Origin of the sequence: Dysgonomonas sp. UBA7710 (genome assembly GCF_002482385.1) — a bacterium.
Taxonomy (GTDB): domain Bacteria; phylum Bacteroidota; class Bacteroidia; order Bacteroidales; family Dysgonomonadaceae; genus Dysgonomonas.
In genome coordinates, this window is the sequence record NZ_DLFW01000047.1 from 236,181 (window position 1) to 258,847 (window position 22,667).

Annotated in this window: 10 protein-coding genes and 1 pseudogene; 1 reads left to right on the forward strand and 10 read right to left on the reverse strand. The window is 39.0% G+C overall.

All coding sequences use genetic code 11. From position 1 onward, the window contains the following. Positions 1-6: 6 nt before the first annotated feature. The 9 genes and pseudogenes from B3317_RS16495 to B3317_RS16535 form a co-directional block, all read right to left on the reverse strand. Entirely contained in the window at positions 7-1,797 is a 1,791-nt protein-coding gene (locus B3317_RS16495) for an ABC transporter ATP-binding protein (protein WP_291113641.1), read from the reverse strand. Between the two features lie 88 nt (positions 1,798-1,885). Further along, positions 1,886-2,497 (reverse strand): TetR/AcrR family transcriptional regulator, encoded by a 612-nt coding sequence (locus B3317_RS16500; protein WP_291113644.1) that lies wholly within the window; start codon positions 2,495-2,497, stop codon positions 1,886-1,888. 247 nt (positions 2,498-2,744) lie between these two features. Further along, positions 2,745-4,760, reverse strand: coding sequence for a hypothetical protein (locus B3317_RS16505; RefSeq protein WP_291113647.1), 2,016 nt, complete (start codon positions 4,758-4,760; stop codon positions 2,745-2,747). A 575-nt stretch (positions 4,761-5,335) separates the two neighbouring features. Next, a pseudogene (locus B3317_RS16510) lies at positions 5,336-5,986 on the reverse strand (3-keto-disaccharide hydrolase); the annotation flags it as partial. A gap of 195 nt (positions 5,987-6,181) precedes the next feature. Beyond that, complete coding sequence (locus B3317_RS16515; RefSeq protein WP_291113654.1) at positions 6,182-7,609, reverse strand: Gfo/Idh/MocA family oxidoreductase; 1,428 nt, start codon at positions 7,607-7,609, stop codon at positions 6,182-6,184. A gap of 358 nt (positions 7,610-7,967) precedes the next feature. After that, positions 7,968-9,122 carry a glycoside hydrolase family 88/105 protein gene (locus B3317_RS16520; protein WP_291113656.1) on the reverse strand — a complete coding sequence of 385 codons (1,155 nt, stop codon included), beginning with the start codon at positions 9,120-9,122 and terminating at the stop codon, positions 7,968-7,970. A 93-nt stretch (positions 9,123-9,215) separates the two neighbouring features. Beyond that, the gene (locus B3317_RS16525) at positions 9,216-11,213 is read right to left on the reverse strand and encodes a RagB/SusD family nutrient uptake outer membrane protein (protein ID WP_291113659.1); all 1,998 of its coding nucleotides are present in this window, start codon (positions 11,211-11,213) and stop codon (positions 9,216-9,218) included. A gap of 18 nt (positions 11,214-11,231) precedes the next feature. Next, entirely contained in the window at positions 11,232-14,501 is a 3,270-nt protein-coding gene (locus tag B3317_RS16530; RefSeq protein WP_291113662.1) for a SusC/RagA family TonB-linked outer membrane protein, read from the reverse strand. Between the two features lie 696 nt (positions 14,502-15,197). Then, a complete protein-coding gene (locus tag B3317_RS16535; protein ID WP_291113665.1) occupies positions 15,198-16,154 on the reverse strand; it encodes a glycoside hydrolase family 43 protein in 957 nt (318 codons plus the stop codon). A gap of 298 nt (positions 16,155-16,452) precedes the next feature. Here B3317_RS16535 and B3317_RS16540 point away from each other — a divergent pair, with 298 nt between their 5' ends. Beyond that, positions 16,453-20,481 (forward strand): hybrid sensor histidine kinase/response regulator transcription factor, encoded by a 4,029-nt coding sequence (locus tag B3317_RS16540; RefSeq protein WP_291113668.1) that lies wholly within the window; start codon positions 16,453-16,455, stop codon positions 20,479-20,481. 768 nt (positions 20,482-21,249) lie between these two features. On the opposite strand, the gene B3317_RS16545 is transcribed toward B3317_RS16540, so the two are convergent. Beyond that, positions 21,250-22,272: a LacI family DNA-binding transcriptional regulator gene (locus B3317_RS16545; RefSeq protein WP_291113671.1), complete on the reverse strand. Its 1,023-nt coding sequence runs from the start codon at positions 22,270-22,272 to the stop codon at positions 21,250-21,252. Positions 22,273-22,667: the final 395 nt, after the last annotated feature.

Here is a 22,667-nt window from a genome sequence, read left to right on the forward strand (position 1 = left end):
ATCTCCTTATTTTACTAATGTCCATTGAAAAGCATCAGTGTATGCATCCCACATCTTTTTATAAAGCCCTTCCGTTTGGGATAATTGCGAATGAAGGCCATGTTGCACAATTTCGCCTTCTTTTAAGACGATAATCTGATTTGCTGAAACAATTGACGATAAGCGGTGAGCAATTATAATTACTGTCTTCTCTTTTATCAGTTCCTGAATAGCCGTCTGCATCTTATGTTCGTTTTCAGGATCAGCAAAGGCTGTTGCCTCATCCAATACAAGAATAGGAGAGTTTTTCAGTATGGCACGGGCTACAGAGACACGTTGTTCCTCTCCACCCGAAAGATAAACGCCTCCTTCTCCGATCAGCGTATTATAACCATCGGGCAACCGCCGGATAAATTCATCACATTGTGCTGCTTTCGCGGCAGTTACAACCTGCTCTTCGGTCGCATTTGGATTACCGACACGAATATTCTCGTAGAGCGTATCAAAGAACAAAAACGAATCCTGAAATACAAAAGACACTATATCCATCAAGTGTTCTGAGGGAATGTCTTTTATATTCACACCGCCAATCTTGATCTCACCTTTCTGAACATCCCAGAACCGGGGGATCAGATTGGCAACCGTAGATTTTCCTGAACCGGATGGTCCTACCAGTGCCGTAATCTGATGTGCGTGCGCTTCGAAAGATATATCTTTCAGAGCCTCTGTCCGTGTAGCTTCTTTGACGTTATCATAAGCGAAACTAACGTTTTCGAATGTTATACCGTAGCTTTCAGGTATCTTAGGTTCAAAGGTTTCAGGAACAGGTGGTTCTTCAAATATACGATCGATACGGGCAACTCCTTCATCTATAGTTTTAGTATTTTGTGCCAGGAATGAAAGCCGGTAAAAGGGAGAGGCAACTCCCGGACCTAATACGATAAAGAATAAATAAACCGCGGCAAAAGCGATATTCGAAGGTTCCCTGCTTAATATCAAAAGTCCGGCTGGTAATATAAAAGTAGCGATAGAGTTAAGCAACACCATAAAAATAACCATTCCTGATTGATAAGTGTCACATACTTTCAATGCATATGTTTTATAGGCTTGTATCTCTTTATTAAACTGGCGAAACGAGTGCACGCTTTGTCCGAAAATTTTGACGACAGGCATCCCCCTAACATATTGTACAGCCGAAGCGCTCATCCGTTCCTGCGTATCAAAATAAGTCCTCATAAACTCCTGGCCCGATTTTCCGAACATCATTACAAATTGCACGGAGATTCCAAGTATAATGGAAAACAGGCAAACGATAGCCATCCAACCATTTAAAGAGAAGAAGATCGCGAACATGACAATGACCGTTGTAGCTACATTCACTAAATCCGGTATGGTATGGGCAATGAATGTTTCTATCTTTTCTATATTCTGCTCCATTGTCTTTTTTATTGTTCCGGTAGATGTACTGTTAAGATAACCCAATGACAATTTGCCAATATGTTCCGATAGCTTTATACGCAATCCGTAAAGGATACGGAATGCAGCCAGATGTGACGACATCAGGGATGCATAAAGGAGGAGTAATCCTCCGACAAGTCCGGCAAAAGCGATCCACGCCCATTGAATCATATAATCCCTGTCTACACTTTTAATATCTCCTGCATTTTGCAATAGTTCATTTATTACGTTATAAACAGATAAGAAGGGAACTAACATGCAGCAGGCACTTACTGCTGACAAAATACCAGCCAGTATTAATAAGTTCTTTTTCTCACCTGCTATTTCAAATAAGCGGGCTAATCCTCTTTTCTTTTTCATTCTTCATATGTTTTGGTTTCATCTCGGTTATTATACTCTCTTGCTTCTCAAAAAAGAACAATATTCAAAAAATGTCAAAAAAAAGAGCTTATGCATCCATAAGCTCTTTCCATCCCGCCGTTCCAAAAGAAACATATTCGGTTATAAATCGTTTCAAATCCTCCTTTTCTATACGATGTGTGACCAGCTCTCCCAACATCGTGAACGTCCACGATATTTGGAGGTGGAGGAAGAATGGAGATATGTCTACATTCAGATGTGGATATTTATGTTTCATCGCCCTAAAGTAATTATCTATTATTACTGTCATTTTATCAGTAAGCTGCTCCCTGAAAGAATCGAGAGACGATCCCTGTGAATAAAATAACAGAAGCTTAAGTCCTACACGATGCTGCTCAACTAGTTTCATGTAATCCTCTACATCGCGCTTACGGTATTCAACAGACGTGAAAACATCCATCGTTACCTGTTCCCCGCTATGATGTGTATAGAATAAATGATATAAATCCCGGATAACAGGCATCAGTATTTCCTGATAAATATCATCTTTACTATGGAAGTAGTTATATATATTACTCAGTCCTACGTTAGACTTTTGGGCGATCTCTCTCATGGAGGTTCCCTGAAACCCCTTATTCAGAAAAAGCTTTTCTGCTTCAGTAAGAATACCCTTTCGTATATCTGATTTTAAGCACTGCATACAAGTGTGAACACTGTTCTTTTTTCAGAATACAAAATAAGCCTAAGTATACCAGTCGCACAATACCTATGAATAGTGATTTTTGATCTTGCCTTTGCCCTATTTGTTAATAATTTGTAGGTATGACAGAATAAAAAGGGTCCCATCTTCTCCACGACATTACGATCTATACCACTTTTTTTAAAGCATAAGAAAAGGAGGTAAATAAACAAATCGATAAATACCTCCTGATATGCTTTATATACTATTATTTCTTGTTAAAATAATCCGAAACCCTTTCCGGACTGAGCATCTGCCAAAGAGATGCGACAGTCCAGCCGGGAGCAAAAATATCATTGTAAAAACCTTTGCCATTCTTCCCGTAATCCCAATGAGTGTGCTGTACAACTTCGGGATAATAGCCGACTTTACCTATATCGAACATATGTCCCTCTACAGGCATCAATTGGAGCATTGAGCTTTTTATAACAGACGAAAATTCAGAGAAACGAGGCTCTTTCCGTTCCACTGCCAGCCAATCGAGAATAGTGGCAAATTCAAAGATAAATACATCGATATGATTATTTTCAACCGAGACATTACCCCAGCCTCTCGACTTAAAGCCTACATCACCCAGCATTTGTCCCTGGGCAAATGGTACATCCCACATATAATACCACGAAAGGCAGAAATAAGCCGACTCTTTACACAGGTCGATATAGTGTTCGCGTTCTTTCCCTTTGGTTACGAAAGACAGGTAATACATAGCTGTAGATGCATAAAGCGAGGCTTCTTTATCTTCACAGTTAGCATCGAGTGTGGATGAGAAATAATCCGATTTGGATATTAACTCTTTTTCGAGATAAACAGCTGTTTTCCGTGCACTCTCCAGATAGTTTTTATCCTTAAAGTAGCTATATGCCATAGTCAGTGGCAATGTTGCCGAGGGTGTACTGCCTCCCGAAGCATCTGTAATATTAAAATTATCATTAAACTTACGCGGAAAGCTTCCGTCTGCTCCTTGTAGTTTTAGGAAATTCCCTAGTATGTTTTTAATCCTGCTCTCCCACTCCGGGTGCGAGCGTCCCTTCTTCTTCTCGTATTGAAGATAGTTCAGAATGGAGAACACCCCTTCCGACTGGCGGCGAATACTGTAAACGTCAGGTTCGGCATTATAAGAATAGTCTACAAATTCGCGGAAGAACCCATTGGGAGTAAACCCGTTTGTCAAATAACTATCAAGTACTGCATTGGCCTTCTGTACTAAATCGGGGCGATTATTCTGTTCTCCATATTCCAATGCATTGAATGCATTAATCAGGACACGTCCCACAAATCCTACTTCCGCAGAACTCGTACTTTTACAGTCATCAGTACGCAAATGTACACCGGAAAAATATTTCAGATCATACTTATCCACGTAACTTTCTGAAAAGAAATTGGTCATTACCTTTTTTGCCGACTCCGCATTATAGCCGGTTTCAACTGTCTGAGGCTTAAATCTGTCATATGAATACGTCCATACATCGGAGACGAAAGCAGAATAATCTTTCACATTTCCTTTTCTGACTTCCCATACAAGATCGCGTGTTTCACCTTTTTCGAGTTTTTCGAAAGCCTGTACAGGAGGGATCAATGTGAGTTTGCGGACATATGCTTTTGGTGCTTCGTGGTAAGGAAAGCCAAATACCAAAGTCGAATTCTCGTCAATATTCCGGAAACCAGTATAACCAATTGATGTTTTCCCTGACAAGATGACCTCACCCGAAGCATGTTGAGCAATAGTCTCGTCCGCAAACTCATCGATCCTTAATATAGTATAGTAATCTCCTGATTTTTCATTATATATTCCTGTAAGAGGAGTGCTCAGCCGGTCCTCCCTTACCTGCCAGCTATCGCTTGTATGGAAAGACGGGGCTTCCTTAGGAGAACGCATATTACGATGATACCAGAATCCCGGCATATAGAACTGGCAATTGCTATGCTTCATTTCAGGGAGCAGATATGCCTGGCTAAAATTGTAATAAGTCTTTTCTTTTGCTTTAATGCTAACTGTGACACGGACTATATCGCCATCTGATGTTAGTTTCCTTCTTATCTGTAAAGGCAAATCCGATCCTGACTCCAAATTACCATCCTTATCGGCTGTCAGCTTGTATGTTACTGATTTATTACCGGGAACCTTTATCGAAATATTACTTGACAGCTGTTTGTCTATGGAGTTTGCATTTACGCAAATAACAGATGCTATAACAGTAATAAACAATAATACTTTCTTCTTCATATTTTAGTAAAATTTATTTGTAATGTGAATCAGTGGTTAAAACAGTTGGCAGTTAGCAATAAAACCTATTCAACCTTATTAACTGCCCCTGTCAAGTTTCAATTATCAACTAAAAAAGGTAACAAAAGTAACAGAAACCAATTAAGAATTAAGAATGAAAAATTAATAATTCTGTTAGTTCAGATTTGCTTTTTATCTCACAACTGACCCTGTATTCTAATTTCATATTCACAACTATATTTAGTTAAAAGGTAACAGATATATCAGTTAACAGTATTTCTCGCAGAGACGCTAAAGCGCAAAAAGGTAATAAAGGTAACACTTTTTTCAGTGAACAGTTAACAGCCTTCAGTCAACAACTTGTATCTCGTACCTCGTCTACTTGTACCTCTTTATTTATAACTTACTACTTATTAAAAGGTAACAAAGGTAACACCTTTTGCAAGTTATCTTCGTTGAACCTTTTTTCCAGACAACACGCTTGTTATCTGCCCTATATAGATAAAATCGGATAAAAAAGTCACAGTTATTCTCAACTATTGATTCACATTAAATACTTCTCAACTTTTAACTTCTTATTCCAATTCTTTAATTTTTATATTCTTAAAGAATACCTCATCGCCATGATCCTGCAATAAGATATTGCCTTCGGCAAGATTTCCGAAATTCGGCCAGTTTTTATATTTGCTATAAGCAACAAGGGCATTAAACATCTGGTTATTACGCTCATATTCCACAACCTTTACCCCGTTTAACCAATGTTCGACTTTATTGCCTTTTACAATTACTGTCGCCGTATTAAAATCATTTATATCAAACTTAAATGAAGCGCCTCTTTGCGACGGTATAAGGTCATACAAAGAACCCAGTGTTCTGTTACCTTTTACACCTAATTTGGCATCCGGATGGTTTTCATCATCCAATATCTGGAATTCACAGCCAATAGCTGACCCTTCACCTTTATTCAAGTCAGAATCAACAAAATATTTTACGCCGCTGTTTGCTCCTTTGGTAATCTTGAAATCGACTTTCAGTATAAAATTCTTATACTTTTTAACGGTAACAATATCCCCGCCATTGGCAGATTCAGCCCCGCCACTCTTATGAACCCGGAGTACGCCATCTTTTATGCTCCATCCCTTTTGAGGAAAAGCATCGAGTTTAGCACCCCGCCAACCATCTGTGGTTTTTCCGTCCCATAGCAATTTCCATCCTTCCCGTATTTCAGTTTCGGTCAGTACATTCGGTTTTTCATTCTGAGCCGGCAGGCTGATAGTAAATAGAGAGACTGATATCAGTAATAATAATTTTTTCATGTCTTTAATATTTTAAATAATAGATAGAATTTAATGATATATTGGCATTATAATTAGCTGTTGTTGTTTGGCTTACCTAAGCAGCAAACAGGACTGAGACCGTTATTATATTTTATAAAAATCCTCCCAACCCTTACGTGGCGGCACTCCTGCCAGCATATCGTTTGCAAATGCATTATTGGTGACAACTTTTGTATTACGGTCAAATTTGATCGGAACATTCAGCCTCTGAGCCATCACCCCTAATGAGAATACCTGACTAAGCGGACCGAATACTTCGAATGGCGAGCGCGTTTTCTCTTTACCCTGACATGCCAGCAAGAAATTAGCAAAGTGATTTGATGTACTCTCAGGTACTTCAGGTAATCTCGAAGCCATCTCTTTCGCCTTGTCTTCAGGGATAATAGATAATGTACTGCCATGCGATCCTCCTTTGAAGATAAGATCTTTTGAGTAAATTATCTTTCCCGGATTTAGTTTTGCCGGTTGTATCTTACCTCCGGCCACAGTCGGGATATTAGGGTCCAGTTCAGATACTCCGTAGCCTTCGGGTACAGGAGGTACATTATTTACACCATCGTACCAGGTAATATCCAATGGGGGCATATCTCCACGTCGTGGAAAACGGAACTGTATGGTGGAAGACATTGGGAAGAAATAATCGTTATGCCCTTCCAGTTTTATTGGATTCACTTCGTATGGCAAACCCAGATCAAGGAATTCGTGTACTGTATCCAATATATGAGCACCCCAGTCCCCTAATGCTCCCATACCAAAGTCGTACCAACAACGCCAGTTCCCATAATGATATTTATCGCTGTAGTCGTGATAAGGTATGGCCATCAGCCATGTATCCCAGTCCATACCTTGCGGTATCGGCTGTCCTTCGGGTAATTTATAAATATTTGTATCCCAGCCGTGCCATCTGCGGGGAGAATTCATATGAGCCACCACTTCGGTCACATCCTTTATAATACCTGCTTCTTTCCATGCTTTAAACTGGAAATAATTTGCTTCGGAATGACCCTGGTTACCTACCTGTGTAACTACATTCGGATATTTCTTAGCGGCCTGCATCATCAATTCAGCTTCGTAGAAGGTCCGTCCCATCGGTTTTTCTACATATACATGCTTGCCGTAGGCCATAGCCATCATACAAATGGGGAAATGGGAGTGATCCGGAGTACCTACCGAGACAGCCTCTATTTCATTACCCATCTTGTCGAACATTTCCCGGAAGTCTCTGAATCGTTTCGCTTTAGGAAACTTCCCCATGATTTCCTGAGTATGTTTAGCTCCCATATCCACATCACACAGAGCGACTACATTTGCTAAACCTGTTTTCTCAAATTCTTTGATTATATCGCCGCCACGATATCCGATACCAACACAGGCAAGGTTAATCTTTCCGTTAGCGCCATTCACCCGTTTCAGGCTCTCCGCGCTTAAAGCGCTCACAGAACCGATGCTGCTTACAGCTAGTCCTGCAGTGGCAAGTCCTGCCTTCTTTAGAAAATTTCTTCGTGTTACCATTTTTATCTTATTTTCTTATATTTTTCTGAATAATATTATCAGAAAGTATATATTGTTGCTTCAAAATGTTTGAAAATATCATGTCTATTTTCGGGTTATGGGCAAAGTATGTTTGACCTCTGAGAATGCACAGAGCCAGGGACTGGATACGAACAAAGCTGCCGCTTCTGCCATAGCCGCCTTTTTTTAAGAAATATCACTTGTCAAAAGAAATATCCTCCATAAGATTTATTTTAATCAGTAATAGACAGGCAATATTCCGAAGCCTGCCTATTACTGTAAATAATTTTTAGATCAATAATCAGTGCCGGTAGCTAAATACTACGTATCTAAACCTCACCCATCCAATTTAACTAATTTATTTTCTTTTTACATCATCACTGGCTAAGCCATATGCACACCACATAAGCGCAGCTTGTCCGTGCAGATCTCCGATCAAGCGTTTACGATTAATGTAATGGTTATAGTCATTTTTTGTACCGGTACCTTCACATACATTCCTAAGATTGTAATCTTCATTCAGATATGTAAGTAAGGCAAGCCATCCCTTACGCACAGCGGCTCCATATGTTTTCTTATCCAGCCAGCCATTCTTTACACCAACAATCATTGCGTATGTAAACATTGCCGTACCGGATGTTTCTCTCCACGAGTTCGGATCGTCGATAAGTTGTCCCCACATACCATCATACCCCTGGTATCGCAATAGGGTTTTCATCATCTTTTTATAGGCTTCTTTTATTTTCTCACTATTCGGATTGTCCTTGGGAAGTATCCTTAATAACTCAGCCATTCCCACAGCCATCCAGCCATTACCCCGCCCCCAGAAGAAAGGAGCTTCCGGTGCGTGATAGAACAGTCCGTTTTCGCGTTGTATACGGTCAAGATAGAGAACCATCTCACTGGCCGACCTATCGATATATTTCTTATCTCCTGTAACCAGATACGCCTGATCTTGTACTGCCGTTATCATAAACATGTCATCGATCCAGAGACGGGTTTGCCAAGAGTAACCTTTATCATGCCATTCTTTTTCATAATCTTTAGGATTCTCCGGCAATATCCATTGACCGTCTGCATATTTCATCCCAAGATCGAGGTATTTTTGTTCTTTTTTCTTCTTGTATATCTCTAGCGGCACAGCCCCAAATACATACCAGTCCACAACATTGTGCGCAGTAGGGCGCAGGGTAGGTAAAAAATCCTTTTCGGTGGTGAACAACGGATCGAATCTGTCAACCAGTTTGTTGTACAGGTTCTCATCTTTTATAGATTGGGTAAACCATAAAGCACCCAACCATGCGCACACATCAGGATAAGTAACAAATGTTACTTTATGTTCAGAATTGATGTTACCCCAGTGTGAATGTGGTGTCTGTAGGTACCTTTCTGTAAGTTTTTTTCCGATAAATTCAGGTTCACATCCTTCAGGAAAATTTTTCAGATCATAACTCTGCGCAAATGACAACTGAGTCGAGAAAACGAATAATAACGCAAATATTTTTTTATACATAAAGTTCTTTTTTGTTTGTTAAATAACTAACACTATTAACCGGCTAAATTTATATCTCGCCGGTTAATAGCATTCAGGTATACAGACTCCTATTTACTCTGTTTTATATTCGTCTGCTACGGCATCCTCCCAGTTATCCCATACCGGAGTATCAGGATTATAGCCATCATAACCGTAATTTTGCCCCAAGTCACCTTTGTTGTTCGCTCTGATCTCCTTATTAGGAATCGGCCAGTAAATATTCTTTTTATCCATCATATAGTTGATGGAACCTTTGGTTGCATTAACGCTTATAGGGCCTTTATTATACATACCTTTTTTTGTAACACGCTGATACCAATAGCTTCCGCCAGTAGCATCCGTACCGCTCTGTTTGTCGAAAGTATTCAAATTATAAGTATTTCCCCATTCGTCAGGTTTACCGCTACGGGCAAGACACAGCGACACACGGGTCAACTCTACATTACGCCATTCTTCCCAATACAATTCGCGGGCACGCTCATCCATAATGTCCCCGATGGTGACGGTAGAGTAAAGTTCGGTACATTTAGCTCTCTTTCTCACTTCATTCACATCATCCTTTGCTGTGGCATCACCCAGGTAAAACTTAGCCTCTGCCCTTATCAGATATGCTTCTGCCAGACGATAAAGATACCAGTCGGCTATACCTCCATTTGTAGCACCCCTGTTTCCGTCAGAGCCGCTTATATTAGCTTCATTGACAGGGTCGTCCAGATAGAATTTGTAATGAGGAACATCGAACCAGCGACGGATAGTATCACTGCATAATAACTTCCCTTTGTCATCGAAAAGTGTTACAGGATTTCCAAATTCTGAGGACGCTTTATTATTCACGCGATAATCTTCCATCCGTACCCAGTTGCCGGTGGCTGAACTGTGACGCAAGTCGGTGGCATCCATTTTCCCGTTTACTTCCCATACTTTATGAGTCTGGAAGTAAGAAGGACGGAACGTAGCGATGCCACGTCCGAATGCACGCATGTAATCATACTTGGAATTGTAATCAGCGCTATTGCGTTTTATGTTCATCAGTGCCTGTTTGCTATCTTTTGTCTGTACCTTTCCGTCAAAAACAAAAGGATATAAGATACGCATTGTTAACATTTTAACAAAAGATTCAGCTTCTGCCCCACGATTTGGCATCCCCATAATAACCTCTTTGTTCGCGGAAATAAGTTTATTTTCAGCACGGTGCATATCCCAGATTACATTACGGGTAATAGGCCAGGTGGCAGGTTCCCCACCGTCGTTGAATGTTCCGAAATTTTCAGTCATTAGCGAATAGCCCGATTCGTCGATCAGAATATCTGTCTGCCCTTTAGCTTTGGCATACTCGCCCAATGCCAGATAACATTTTGCCAGCAACATGCGGCAGGCCCCTTTATTTATCATGCCTATCATAGACATGTCCTTCTGGTCAGGCACCCATTGCACGGCAAATTCCAAGTCCTTGACAAGCATTTGCAAAATGGCATCGCGTTTGGTCCTGCGGTAGTTTTGCTTAGGCACTTCCACCACTTTGGCTGTAAGCGGCACATCTCCATACTGAAAAACCAAAGCATAATAACGGAATGCGCGATGGAAGTATGCCCTGCCTTTGAAAGCGTTTTTGGAGGCTTCATTCATTCCTTCAACTCCATCCACATATTGGATAATGGTGTTGGCGTACATAATCCCTTTATAAGTTTCCTCATAGAAATACCAGATGCTGTTCGTCCTGTCCAGGTTGTTTTGAGACGATTGATCGCTTGTCGGTGTAAGCATACTTGCTATATTGTCGAGCATTCCACTTTTGTCGGTGGCGGAACCAACCATCAGGTCGGAGAAGATATATTCCGTCCCCAGCGTAAGCATTTCGTTATGGTCAGTCGAGTAATATCCTCTGAGATGGCGGTCACATATGGCCATTGCCGCCATCAGACCCGATTCGGTAGTGAACGTGGCTCCGGGTTCGTAAATGGATAACGGATCGGGGCTCAGAAAATCCTCCGAACATCCGCTAAATAAGATTGTGCCTCCCATGAGCAAGCTGAGGCATATATAGTTCATTTTCTTTATTATCTTTTTCATATCTGTTACTATTAGAGGTTAAAAGGTTAAATTCAATCCCAGCGTATAAAGACGTGTGGCCAATCCACCATATTTCCCATTACCTGAATCGAAAGCCGGATCTACTTCAGGATCACCATATTCCCAGTCTTTTGCCCATGTGGCAACGTTACGAACAGAAGCGTAAACTTTAACATTCTGTATATCAAATTTTGAAACCCATTTTTTTGGTAATGTATATCCTACAGAAATATTCTCAAGACGGATAAATGAACGATCGTATAATCTACCCGGACTGGCAGGCCCCCCTATCTTACTAGGTCCCTGAGCATTGATCCGTCCATACTTATTTGAAGGGTTATCGATACTCCAGTATTCTTTTGCCGGCACATTCTGTAAAGCATAAGTCATACGTCCTCCATCGTCATCAAAGTTAAGATAGTAGCCAGCCAGACTCTTATGTCCCATATAAGAATAGATATTGAATGAGACAGTCAGGTCTCTCCACAATGTAAACTCATTACGCACAGACCAATGGATAGGAGGCGATGTTTGTCCCAGAAATTGTCTGTCCTTGTCATTATACACAGGCGTAATAGAACCATCAGCATTTACGATATCATCAGCAGTGTAGCTGTTTTCCACTTTAGGGTCGCCCGGAACCTGTCCGTGTCTTGCAGCTTCTTCTACTTCATCTTTCTGCCATATTCCGGTAACACGATAGTTCCATATCTGGCTAACAGGTTTTCCGATAAACCAACCGTTTGTCAGGTCATCCATTTCTTTGCGACCTGTTACATTGCCATTGGCGTCCAACACGTCTTCATACTGGTAGTACAAGTGCTTTATTTCGTTCTTGTTGTATGAAAACCCAAATCTGGTAGTCCATTTAAAATCCTTGGTATCGATATTCAGCGTATTTAATGAAATTTCAATTCCACGGTTATCCACCTGCCCTAAGTTGGTAGTAATATTATTAAATGCCGTAAAGGTCAGCAGACTTTGTCTCATAATCATATCATGGGTTTTCATGTTATAATATTCGAGAGTACCTGATATCCGGTCGTTGAGGAACCCAAAATCAAGTCCAAAGTTCCACGACGCGGTTTTTTCCCATTGCAGATTAGGATTTGCCATCCGTTCCGCCATTAAATAACGGTACAGGTTCAACTCCCCTTTCGAATCGATATAGCCATGCATCTTACCGGCTCCTGCATAAAGGTTAGAGAGCGCCTGGTAAGGGTCTGATAATCCTCTGTTTCCATTCTTTCCGTAAGATACGCGCAACTTACCGTTATTCATTATATGGCCCCATTTGAAGAATTCTTCGTTTGTAAACGTCCATGCAGTTCCTGCAGAAGGGAAAGTCGCATATTTATTGGATGCGCCGAATCCGGAATATCCATCCCGGCGAATAGTTCCGGTAATCATATAGCGGTCGTCATAGGAATAAAATAAACGGGCTAACAATGCGTCTGCTGTTTGGTACGTATCGTAAGAATCGAACGTACTGTTTTCTTTAGTGCCATTCTTGGTATTGTGGAAACCTAATGCATCTGATGGCTGGATATTGCGGGCTTCGATGCGATCCTTCCATGATTGCAGTATCTCGGCTTCCTGCACAAGCGTTAACATTGCGTGATGCTTTTTATTGAAAGTGTAATCCCAGGCAATGGTATTGTTATGCGACCAATCGAAACGCTTTGTCTGTTCACGGTTTACTCCACGGGATGCAGGATCGGAACCCGGCAATTCGGCCGACATAAAATAACGGTCGTAGAAAAACTGGTAGCGTGGCGAAGCATTGAATGTGTAAGTAACATTGTATGGCAGTGTTATTTTGGCATTGAGTATAGTATTCAATGTTGTGTAACCCTTTTCCAGTTCCAGGTATTGTTTCTGGAAATCATAGTTATAGCCTCGTTGACTATAGCTTCCGTCGAGAGGATATTGTACAGGGTTGCCGTTTTCATCCGCATAATCGGCATAAGGGCTGTTGCGCATCTGATAATCCAGGTCTATACCGACTTCGCCATCCGACCGGTCCTGAAAGTTTACGTTGGCGCCTATCTGGAGCCATTTGGTGACATTAGCATCCAGTTTCATATTGGCGCGTATAGCTTCATATTCATCACTTTTTGCAGCTCCTTGATTTTTCAGGTAACCCAATGAAAAATAATAATTTACATTTTCTCCGGCACCGCTTATACTGGCATTATAGTCCTGGTTGAATCCTGTGCGGTAGGTCTTATCTGCCCAATCGACAGTCCTTCCCGCAAGAAGATTATCGAGAGCATTCCCTTGAAACTCCAAACGCTTGGCCCAGACGCTCAGATCAGAATCATCAGTTCCGTTAGCTGTATAACCACGCCATGTATCCTGAGATACGCCATAGCGGCCAAGACCTTCCACCCTTGCAAAATATCCGGTCGGAAATTGCAGGCTGCCGTCTGTTTTTCTTGCCTGATATGCTTCATAAACGCCGGTTTCCGGATTCACACCATAAGTTCTTTGTTCGAACCAATCCTGACGGTGTTGCAAATAGTCTTCCGGGCTGAACCTTTCGCGATAGTTACTCCGTTGTGTAAATCCGATGCTGGTGGTAAGGTTTATAACAGGTTTTCCCTGCTTTCCTTTCTTAGTAGTAATGATAATAACTCCACTTGCTGCTTTTGCTCCATAAACGGCTGCTGCCGAAGCATCCTTAAGAACGTCTATCTGGGCGATGTCATCCGGATTAATTTCCGAAAGTTCTCCATAAAACTGCATTCCGTCAAGAATGAGTAGCGGGTTATTATGACCACCGTCGGTATATACCGAACGCTGTCCACGTATTTCCATGTTACCTCCACCTTTGGCAGTTGCGCTATAACCTACCTGCAAACCGGGTGTACCCCGTAGTATATCCTGAACAGTTTTCGGATTTTCATTTGCGAGGTCATCGGGACGGATTTGAATAACGGAACCAGTCAGGTCTTTTTTCCTCATAGTACCATATCCTACTACGACAACTTCCTCCAGATTAAGAGCGCCCTCACTCATTACTATTTCGTAATTGGAATTCCCGGTTATTTCCAGTTCCTGAGTAGTATAACCAATATAAGAAACAACAAGCGTACCTTTCGATGGGACACTCAGTCTAAACTTACCATCCACATCCGTCATAGTTCCCAGAGTAGTGCCTTTTACCGCGACTGTGGCTCCGATCACAGGCTCCCGTTGGGTATCCAACACCGTTCCTGTAATATTTTTATTACTTGTTTGCGCATTCAGATGAATGCATAAAAACATGCTGTATAGAATCAGCATACAAAATCTAATTTTTGAAATCATACAATACAGATTTATGGTTTAACTATTTACAATTGATATATTTCATAGGTATAAATAATTGGGTTTCGTTAGGTATAATAGATTTATCTCTAATTATTAATCCTCAAATTATCAGTAAGATCAATTGAACGAATTCATTAATCCCCTGTCACTTCATTGTTTTTCCATAGGCATAAACTTTGGGGTTATCTAATTAATTTTTTAAGTATATAAATAGACGAACTTCATCTTTATTTCAGGATACTAATTACCGGTAAACACAAAAACCTTCTTCCGGGAACAGATTCGTTCCACGGAAGAAGGTTTTCTTAAAACAGAAATAACTGGCCGGATTGTATTTACGACATCCGGTCTGTTGTTTTTTCGCCCTTTTTTTAGTAAGATTAGTCTCTCTCTCTCTCTCTCTAACAAAATACAGTTAACAGACAAATTTTCAAGCAAAAAAATGTCATTCACAATCGTTGTATTTTGTATTATATGGAGCATATATTATACGTATAAAGGTTCTTCTTTCTGGTATTCTTTAAATGAAGTTTCAAAGGAAAAGAATTATGGATAAAACAGGTAAAACAACCTGTGCATTAAATGAGAAATTCCGGTCAACACTGCCTTGTCGACTAAAAAACACCATTTTTTATTCTATTTTTCACATTCCTGATATAAGACAGATTATCATTCAAAGGTTACTACTACCGGCTTTAAAATATCACCGTACACCTGCATAACCGGTATTGCTTCATTTGTAAACCGAACAGAGGCAATATACATATGTCTCGGATGGATCTTTTCCTGATTGTTATGAGCATGGAATACAATTCTCAACTGCCCTTCTTTATCTTTAAACATAGCACTATGCCCTACACCAACAAGAGTATCCGGTTTTTGGAGAATCGGGTTTTTGTCGTATTTTGTCCAAGGCCCCACAGGAGAGGCGGCTGTAGCATAACCGACTCCATAAAAAGGACTTTCGTAGCTATTCCCTGAATAAGTCATATAATATATGCCTTCATACTTAGTAACAAAGGCGCCTTCATTGACACGTGGATGCACCTCTTCCCAAGACTGGGATACATTAATACATTTCGTTAAAGTTGGAAGCTTGATCGTTTTAAGATCCTCCTCCAATTCTGCCACCCATATATTCAGTCCGTCGTTAAAGCGGTCAAAATACAAATAGGGCTTCCCGTCATCATCAATAAATAATGAATTATCTATACATTTTTCGTCTGCAATCATGGGTTGTTTCTCATCCTGCACAAAAGGGCCAAGAGGAGAATCGGAGGTAGCCACACAAATATGTTCGTCTGCCGAATAGTACATAAAAAATTTATTTTTTTCTTTTATATAATACACTTCAGGAGCCCAGAACCAACGTTCACCCCACGAGTCCTTCTGATGTAAGGCCAGAGATCCAGCTTTTTCCCAATGTACCAAATCACCGGATGTATATACCTCTATCCCATCTTTGGCATGTGTACCATATGCATAGTAAACATTTTCGTGAAGTATAATAAATGGATCTCCAAGAGAAATCGCCTCCACCTTCTCTTGATTGATTTTCCCATTATTTTGACAAGACACAAAACCAAAACTAAACAATAGGGCTGTCAGAATGTTGAGTATTTTCATTTTATCGGATCTTTCTTAGTTTTTCAATATCGTTTAATGATTTTCTCTTTCTCAGATTTCTTTAAAATATCGGATACAACTGAAATCCGAGCAGGAAAAAACTATACGCAAATATAGCGGGGGTAAAACATGCTTAAGGATACTTTTAAAAATAAAAAGAGTAAAAATCGGTCAATAAACCCCGTTTGACCGAAAATTATCATACATTGGTTATTTTTTATCACAAATATGCCCGGTCTCTTACATTACCGATTCATATATAAAGTAATTTTACTTATCAAAAAATGTTTGCATACATATGAACATCATTAAATTTATCATCCTATCACTATTTTTCGTAACTAATTTGCCTCTGTTCTCCCAAATAGAATCGGATTTTCATTTCAAAAAAATACAGGTTGATGAAGGTTTGTCGGAGAATGCAGTCTATTGCATACTACAAGACTCGAAAGGTTTCATGTGGTTTGGGACAAAAGACGGACTGAACCGTTTTGATGGAAATAACTTCCGTGTTTTTCGTCATAGTTTAGAAAGGACGAATTCAATAGGAAACAATTTCATACGATGCCTGATAGAAGGAAATGACCGCAATCTATATATCGGTACTGACGCCGGATTATATATAATGGACCCGGTGGAAGAAACTTTTAAAAAGGTTACCGGAGCCACAAATAATGAAAAGAATTATTTAACCTCTGCTGTCAATGCTCTATATCAGGATCGAGCCGGTGATATCTGGATAGCATCTATGAATCAGGGTATATTTAAATATAATCCTAAACAGAAGAAACTTTCGAGAATAGAGCTTTCGAGATATAATCTGCAGAACAATGCCAGCTGGGCGATATATGGTGACCTATCCGGAAATATCTGGGTAGGGACCCGTCTAGGCTTACTTAGATATAATAAGGAAACGAACAAGCTAGATCCTATAGAGTCCATGTTTGGCTTCTCTGATAATTTTTCTTACGAAACCTTATCCATCTTGGAAGACAATAAGGGTAACTTATGGCTGGGTACCTGGTCTAATGGGCTCTGCCTGTACGACAAACAATCTAACAGCCATATATCATACCTCGGCCGGAACGATATATTTCAGTATGTGACACATATCAGAGCGATTTTTCAATATGATGACAGATCCCTATACATTGGCTCGGATGATGGATTATACCTTTTCGATCTGGATACAAAGAAAGCCAAAAGAATAGATATGCCTCAACTGCAGCATAGTCTTAGCGACCAAAATGTGTATTCTATCTATAAGGATAAGGAAAACGGGATATGGATAGGAACTTATTTCGGAGGAGTGAATTATCTGAATCCATCTCAATTAAATATTGAGACTTATTATCCCGACCGCCGCCCCGGAACATTATCGGGAAAAGCGATCAGTCAGTTTTGCGAAGATCGGTTCGGAAATTTATGGATTGCAACCGAAGACGGAGGAATAAATTATTTCAACTCTGTAACGAAAAATATCGGCCAGCCGATAACAACGTCTTATCATAATACGCACGCATTGCTTCTGGACGGAGATAATTTGTGGATCGGGACATTTTCGAGAGGTATAGATGTATATAATACCAAAACCAGATCTTTGACAAACTACAATAGTATAAGCGGGAACAAAAACACGCTAAATGACAATTGTGTTTTTTCATTGTATAAAACCAGTAATGGAGACATCTACGCAGGCACACCGGTAGGCTTAAACAAATATAATAAGGCGACCAACAGCTTTACACCTATAGAATCCATTGCCGGTTTTATCTATGATATAAAAGAAGATCATTCCGGCAATTTATGGCTGGCAACATATGGAACCGGTGTTATAAAACTGGATATCAAAACGAACAAATGGATATATTATGACGCTATATTAAATAGCGAGGATCCCATCGTCAAGAGTAAGCTAACCAGTGTATATATAGATAGCCAGAGAAGGATTCTTTTCTCAAGCGAAGGGAAGGGCATTTTTATTTATGACGCAAAAAAAGATAATTTCATAAATATATCAGAATCGGATGGTTTGCCTAATAATGTTGTTTATGGCATACTTGATGATCCTTTCGGTAATTTATGGATCAGCTGTAATAAGGGATTAGCTTGTTTTAACCTGTCAGCCCCTCAGAATTCAATCCTATATAACAAAGAGGATGGACTACAAAGCAATCAGTTTAATTACAAGTCAAGTTATAAGGCCAAAAACGGAAAATTCTATTTTGGTGGTATAAACGGCTTTAATTCCTTTTATCCTCAAGATCTCAATGCAAACAAGAATATAGTAGTACCACCGGTAGAGATTACGGGAATAAGCCTATTTGGCAATTCCGATGCTGAAACGGAAGACGAAATACAAATTAAACTGAATAAGAGACAAAAAATAACGCTGCCATACAATAAGTCATCTTTTACAATATCATATGTCAGCCTGAGTTATGTTACTCAGACAAAGAATCAATATGCATATAAACTGGAAGGAGCCGATACAGACTGGAATTACACAGGAAACAATAAAAGTGTGACATATGTCAATCTGCCTTATGGAAAATATTGCTTCTGGATAAAAGCAACAAATAATGATGGTTTATGGAACGAAACCGGAGCTAAAATAGAAATAGAAATACTCCCTCCATTCTGGCTTTCGCTACCGGCAAAGGTATTGTACTTCATAATACTGATATCTTTAATTTATATTATCATGTCTTATTATTGGGCTAAAGACAGGAAGAAACGGATACAACAGCTGGAAGCATATAAAACTGAACAGGAAACTCTGGCCTTCAAGTCGAAAATAGATTTCTTTACAACCATAGCTCACGAGGTAAGAACGCCGTTAAGCCTTATTACAGCGCCATTAGAGGAAGTAATTAATATAAATGAGGATAATAGCGAGACAAAACAAAACCTTCTTATCATTGAGAAGAACTGCAACCGCTTAACCGTACTTATCAATCAATTGCTCGATTTCAGAAAGATGGACTCAACTGTATACGTTGTAAATCCGGGAGATATTAACCTCAAAGAATTTGTTTATGAGCTATATGAACGCTTCAAAAAAACAGCTCAACGAAAACAAATAGACTTTATACTAAATTTACCTCAGGATAAAGAAATCAGGATAAATTCCGATGTAGACGCCCTGACAAAAATAATCGGAAACTTATTGACAAATGCTTTGAAATACACTAAAGACCAAATCATATTATCTTTAGCCTGTAATAGTGATAAATCATATACCATAACTGTCGAGGATAATGGAAGAGGCATATCTGATGAGCATAAATCACTGATATTCGATCCGTTTTTTCAGGTTCAGACCGACGATCGTAATATCGGAACAGGCCTCGGATTAGCATTAGTCAAGAATCTGACCGATATTCTGGGTGGAACCATCAATGTGGCTGACGGTAAGAACGGTGGAACAACATTCATTTTCCAATTTTGCGATATAGAACCATCATTCGACAAAATGCCATCTGTATTCCCGGATCAATCCATACCTCTTACATCCGAAAGCGAACTTCAAACAGAGGCTGGCAACCAATATTCAATCCTGATCGTTGAAGATAATCCCGAGATGGCCCTATTTATAAAAAAGACCTTACTTAGCGATTATATAGTTGATTCTGCTCCGGATGCCACAGTAGCATTATCTCTGCTCGAAGAAAAGAGTTATGATATCATTATATCGGATATAATGATGCCGGGTATAGACGGAATTTCTTTTACAAAGAAACTAAAATCAGATATTAGTTACAGCCATATTCCCCTAATATTATTATCGGCCAAAACAGAGAATGCAGTTAAAATAGAAGGACTGCTTTCCGGAGCTGATGTATTTATAGAGAAACCATTCTCTACCTCTTTCCTCAAGGCTCAAATCCTAAGCCTGCTCGAAAACCGTAAAGCAATGCTGGAAGCATTCAACCGTTCACCATTGACTTCCTATTCAGTTCTTGTCTCCAACAAAAATGACGAAATCTTCCTTAACAAACTAAACGAAGAAATAGAAAAGCACATAGCAGAAGAAACCTTTTCTGTGGAATCGCTGACCGGTATCCTCAATATCAGCCGTTCTAACCTCCAACGAAAGCTGAAAACAATAAGCGGAGTAACTCCCGGTGATTATCTGAGAAATTATCGTTTAAGGAAGGCATGCAAGTTACTGATAGAAACCGATATGCGAATCAATGAGGTTGCCTATAGCATAGGATTCAATTCCCCTTCTTATTTTACAAAAGTCTTTCAAAAAAATTATAACATGCTACCTAAAGAATTCGTAAATAAATATTTGAACGAAGACAAAGAAAAGAGAATATAACTTTTATTCTAATACAAGGATAACCAAAAGTAAATAGAGGTTATTCTTTAGCTAAAAACGATAAAAATACAATAGGTCCCGGGTTGTTTCTTTAATAATATGTCCGTTGCAAACAGCACTAAATTAACCTGTATTCACTATATATAGTTAAAAAGTAACAGTATAATCAGTTAGCAGTTAACAGTCATCAACTTGTATCTTGTATCTCGTATCCCGTTTACTTGTAACTATTTTCAAAAAGGTAACAAAGGTTACACTTATTACAGTTAACAGTTTGCAGTCATCAATTCGTAAGATGTAAAAACTTTGCGTCTTTGCGTCTTTGCGTCTTTGCGTGAAACAAAACAGGGCGCCAGCCAACTTGTAATTTGTAACTCTTAAAAAAGGTAACAAAAGTAACAGATATATCAGTTAACAGTCAACAGTTAGCAGTTAACAACTTGTATCTTGTATCTCGTACCTTGTCTACTTGTAACTATTCCCAAAAAGGTAACAAAGGTGACAGCTTTTACGCATTTTAATTATTGAATCCTTAAACATTAAATTTTTAAATCTTAAAGCCAATACTTCAAAGAACTATCAGCTATCAGCTAATGGCTAACAGCTATACCTATAGATAAAGTATTCTCAAAAAAGCACCTTGCTCAGAAATATCCGCTAAAATAGAATAGACTCCCAATCTGGAACTTATTTCTATTTAATAGTAAGCATATAAGGTTTTCCATATTTGTCACTGCTGCCGGAGTATTTACTCCAGCTTTAATGAAACTAATTATTTAAATAAAGAGTACAAGGTAAAACGACTTTATATTGTCCTTTTTCACCCGATTGCTCATTTTTTTCCCGAATCTCTCCAAGTAAAATATCCATAGCATTCTTACCTATATCGGCAACCGGCATTTTTGCGATATTAATTTGGGGGGCTAATATTTTAAACAAAGATACTCCATGTATACATGCCAGTTGAAATTGCCTGTTAAAATCTATTCCTCTATTATTAAAATAAAGGAAAGCCTCCAACGCAAGGATATGTGTGGTAAAAAAGAAACCATCGACATCCGGTACCTTTTCAAATATATTGTCCAATATCTTTACAATTTTATTCTCGTAGTCTTCATATTCTACATTTCCTACCAATGTGGGATTGAACTTGATCCCCGAATCCAATAATGCTTGTTTGTATCCCTCATTTCTCTCACCCATTGTCGTAAGATATGAGTTAGTTGTAATAAGTGCAATATTTTTACATCCCTTATTTACAAGATGTTTTGTTAATTTATAACTACTTTCTTTATTATCAATGATGATATAACTTGTTTCTAATTCAGGAAAATAACGGTCAAATGTAACCAGAGGGAATTTCTCCAGCATAAGCCGTTCAATCTCTACTTTCGATCGCTTTGTCGGAGCTATAATAATTCCATCCACCCCCTTAGACTTAAACATCTGTATGACAAGCTCTTCTTTATTAAAATCAGATTCAGAGCTTGCTATCATAAGAGAATAACCATACAGGTTAGCTTGATTTTCTATTTCTCTGGCTACAGAAGAATAGAAAAAATCCGATATTGAAGGCAGAATAAGGCCAATAGTCTTGGTCTGGCCTATATTGAGACTCCGGGCTATTAAGTTAGGTTGATAATGCAATTCCTTAGCACAGTTCAGTACAATCTCTTGTGTACTCTTACTGATACCTTTTTTTTCTGCTTGTCCATTCAGCACCCATGATACTGTAGTTTTTGACAAGTTCAGTTTTTCTGCAATATCCTTGAGTGATGTCCTTTTTTTCATTTCCAATACGCAAATAAGATGATTTTATTTTATTGAACGGTTAAATATCGAAGAATAAGAGAATATACACAAGAAAATCAGATATTTTAATAAAATAATTAGTTAGTATTATTGTTTATCAGTCTTCTCTTATCTGAATCCTGATTATTGAGTTCACATATCAGCAGCCTCAATTATTTTGTGAAAGATTCTTCTTATATATGATTACTTATATCTTCCTGCGCTTTTAAAGCATACAATGGCTATCAATACTATTCCGCTATACAAATATAATATTCGATTTATATTTCTACAAATGTAGATTATTTTACTTTCACGGTAAAATTAAAATTCTCTTTTTTTATTTATAGGAGATGAATCTCACTAAAACTACGAGCTGAAAATATAATTCATAT